Raw genomic sequence first — 3278 nt, forward strand, 5'->3', positions numbered from 1 at the left:
AATTTTCTAATTATCCTTATACCTAAGGCAGGTGATTTGACGTTTTATCACCTGCCTTTTTTACCAATTTATTCCTTAAGTTTACAGCAATGCCCTGAGGGTGAGATAGTTTCTAATGCAAAGCATTAGGAACTTATTGATTATCAATTAATGAATTGGCACTAAAATTTTCTATTGCATAATTCGGGTTTAAGATGAAATCAGAAAATTGCAACAATCCTTTACAATTAGCACATTGTCTCAATAACGGCCTAAATCACAAAAAACAACAACTTTACATAGCTTATTACCAACTAATTGTATCTTTTATTATCTACCATGTTTCTAAATATATCATTTCTTCTAACCTCCGGCTCCTAATCAACTAAAGGCCTAATGGCCTATCAGCCTATTAACCTAATAACCTATTGGCCTAATAACCTAATGGCCTATAGCCTATCTGCCTAATTCCCTTCATTCTGTCCCAACTTTTTCAGCCCTTTTTTCTGATGTCCAGGTAAAATGTTTTATTTTTGGGTGTCAATTGAAAAAACTGTTATGAACAGGAAGGTCCCGGAAAGAAATTATTGCTTTTTTTAATTCTTTCCGGATCTATTAAAATAAACTAATAATCCGGGCCTATTAGCCTCTTTACCAAATAGCCAAAAACCTATACCATGCTGGTATCCATTATTATTCCCAACTATAACAAAGCCCCATTCATAGAGGCAACAATTAAATCGGTTCAATCCCAAACATATCCTGATTGGGAAGCCATAGTGGTGGACGATGGCTCAACAGACGGTTCAACGGAAATAATACAAACCTTAGCCTCACAAGACCCTCGCATACGTTTTTTTCAACGAACAAAAGCACCCAAAGGGGGTTCGGTATGCCGTAATATTGGAATAGGAAAGGCTCTTGGCGAATATATAATGTTTTTCGATTCCGATGATCTGATGAGCCCCAATTGTCTAAAAGTACGTATAGACTCCATAAAACAATTTCCGGACATTCATTTTGGTATTTTTCCGGTGGGTACTTTTCATCATCATATTGGAGATAATAAAAATGTCTGGAATACAAAAAATGGTAACCATCTAATAAAATTTCTCAGACATGATTTGCCATGGAATATAATGTCACCTTTATGGAAAACTGAATTTATCAAAAAACATTTAAAAGGATTTGATGAATCGTTTCCCAGACTTCAAGATGTGGAATTTCATACCCGGGCTTTAATGGTCCCAAACGTAAAGTATCAAATTTTTAATAAAACATCACCGGAGTGCTATTATCGAATTGATCCCAACCGAAGCAGAAAAAACTATTTTCAAATGCTGGAAACAATGTGGCCCGGCGTGAAAATGTATATTCAAAAATTCATTCCTCTTTTAGACGATAAAAAATATTTAAAACAGCTTCGCGGAACGTTCTTTGCTTTTTTAACACAACTCAACTATTTTAGGGCAACCAAAAAAATAACACCGAAACAATACCAATTATTTTTAACTGTTATAAATGACTTTATGAACGAGACAACATCTTTGTTCCCCACCAAAATAATTAAGTTAACTAATATATATAATATCTTTTACCAAAAGGGTGCTTGGAAAATTAAAGGGTTTAATTTTGCTTTCAAACAACTAATTATCCAACACAATTCTTATTCTTTTTTCTCCTCATGAAACAAACATGACCATTATAAGCTTCGTTACAATAAAAAACATCCATAAACTATTGGTCATGTGAGGTCCATCACACAAAAGAATAAGATAAATTTTATACTGATGAAAATTAAAATTGCATATTTAATTCTGTGTCATAAATATCCTCTACAAGTTGCTCAATTGATCAACAAACTTTATGTCAAAAATCAAACTTTTTTTTTCATTCATATTGATAAAACTTCGAAACCAAATAAGTTAAAAAATGAAATAAAGAAATATACAGAGGTCCCTAATATCATCTTTTTATCAAACCAAGTAAATGTAAAATGGGGTGGTATGTCTTTTCTAAAAGCAATTGAATTATTAATGAATGAGGCTTTTAACCATTGTTCCACAATTGATTACTTTTGTCTATTATCTGTTCAATGTTACCCTGTAAAATCAAACCAAGAAATATTCAATTTACTTTCCAAAAATATAGGAAAATCCTTTATTGAAATATATCCATACATTACCGATACATCTAAACCTAATCGTTTAAACAGATATTACCTCTATGATTTTTTTAGTAAAGCATTTAATAAAAATACAGTGCGAAATCTAATTTTTAGAGGATTTACAAAAGTCCTTGGGAAAAGAAATGTTCCTTTCACTCCCTATTGGGGACGAGTTTGGTGGATTTTATATAGAGACCATGTTCATTATATAATTAAAAACATGACCAATAAAAATAAAATATACAACCATATGAAATTTACCCTTTTACCTGAAGAAATATTTTTTGCATCAATTCTTGCAGAATCACCCCATAGAAAATCAATTGTTTCAAAAAGAACTACTTTTGCGGATTACTCCGGCCCTCATCCCAGATTAATTGAACATTCTGAAATTAAAAGTCTTGTAAAATCTGATTTCTTTTTTGCGAGAAAATTTGAGGAAAATTCAGATATAATTAAACAATTGAATAAACTAATTCAAGAATGATTTTCCATACTCATAAAGGTTATCCTGAAATCCGAAATATATTAAAAACTCCCGAAGTAGAGTTTTCTCAAACCATTGATATTTTTAAATTTATCAGCCATTTCTCGTTTAAATTTCTTAAAAAAATTCCAACATGGTCATTAAACTTGTACTTTAATCCATTTGTATCCAAAAACAATATTATTCACTTTTTTAATGGCATTTGCCTAAGTCGTCAAAAATGGATTTCAACCTTTGAAACCAGTTTGCCGAGATTAGGTAAAGTACCGGCTTTGGTGGAAAGAATAGCTGTAAAAAAAATGGCGGCATCCAACTGCATAAAACTTTTGGCTTTATCGAATTGCAGTTATAACATTCAGAAACGATACCTCCAACAAAACTGGCCGGGTTATTTAGAAAAAATTCTTAATAAAACCATTGTATTACATCCGCCCCAACCTTTGCTAATTAATAATCTTAGAGATAAGCCTTCGATAAAAAATGGTTTGGTTTTCACCTTCGTAGGCAACCAATTCTTTGGGAAAGGAGGGAAAGAAATTCTGAATGTATTTAATTCTACTTTAACAGATTAAAATAATCACTAAAAAAGCGATAATTTAGTGTTACTATTTTTTCGTAATCGACGGTAAATTAGTATATTGCAAT

3 protein-coding genes are annotated in these 3278 nt (G+C 31.5%); all 3 read left to right on the forward strand.

Annotated features, from left to right (window positions below; all coding sequences use genetic code 11):
- Window positions 1–656 precede the first annotated feature (656 nt).
- The 3 genes from BM130_RS15015 to BM130_RS15025 all read left to right on the forward strand — a co-directional run bounded on the left by BM130_RS15015 (window position 657) and on the right by BM130_RS15025 (window position 3205).
- The gene (locus BM130_RS15015) at window positions 657–1667 is read left to right on the forward strand and encodes a glycosyltransferase family 2 protein (protein WP_010528640.1); all 1011 of its coding nucleotides are present in this window, start codon (window positions 657–659) and stop codon (window positions 1665–1667) included.
- A gap of 102 nt (window positions 1668–1769) precedes the next feature.
- Entirely contained in the window at window positions 1770–2633 is an 864-nt protein-coding gene (locus tag BM130_RS15020) for a beta-1,6-N-acetylglucosaminyltransferase (RefSeq protein ID WP_010528641.1), read from the forward strand.
- Window positions 2630–3205 carry a hypothetical protein gene (locus BM130_RS15025; protein ID WP_010528642.1) on the forward strand — a complete coding sequence of 192 codons (576 nt, stop codon included), beginning with the start codon at window positions 2630–2632 and terminating at the stop codon, window positions 3203–3205. The genes BM130_RS15020 and BM130_RS15025 overlap by 4 nt, the downstream gene beginning before the upstream one ends.
- Window positions 3206–3278 lie beyond the last annotated feature (73 nt).

The sequence above is a fragment of the Thermophagus xiamenensis genome (genome assembly GCF_900112795.1).
Classification (GTDB): domain Bacteria; phylum Bacteroidota; class Bacteroidia; order Bacteroidales; family Marinilabiliaceae; genus Thermophagus; species Thermophagus xiamenensis.

What these genes read in the sequence shown, in the direction of transcription:
- BM130_RS15015 (WP_010528640.1), top strand. Translation starts at nt 657, where the DNA reads ATGCTGGTATCCATTATTATTCCCAACTATAACAAAGCCCCATTCATA.
- BM130_RS15020 (WP_010528641.1), top strand. Translation starts at nt 1,770, where the DNA reads ATGAAAATTAAAATTGCATATTTAATTCTGTGTCATAAATATCCTCTA.
- BM130_RS15025 (WP_010528642.1), top strand. Translation starts at nt 2,630, where the DNA reads ATGATTTTCCATACTCATAAAGGTTATCCTGAAATCCGAAATATATTA.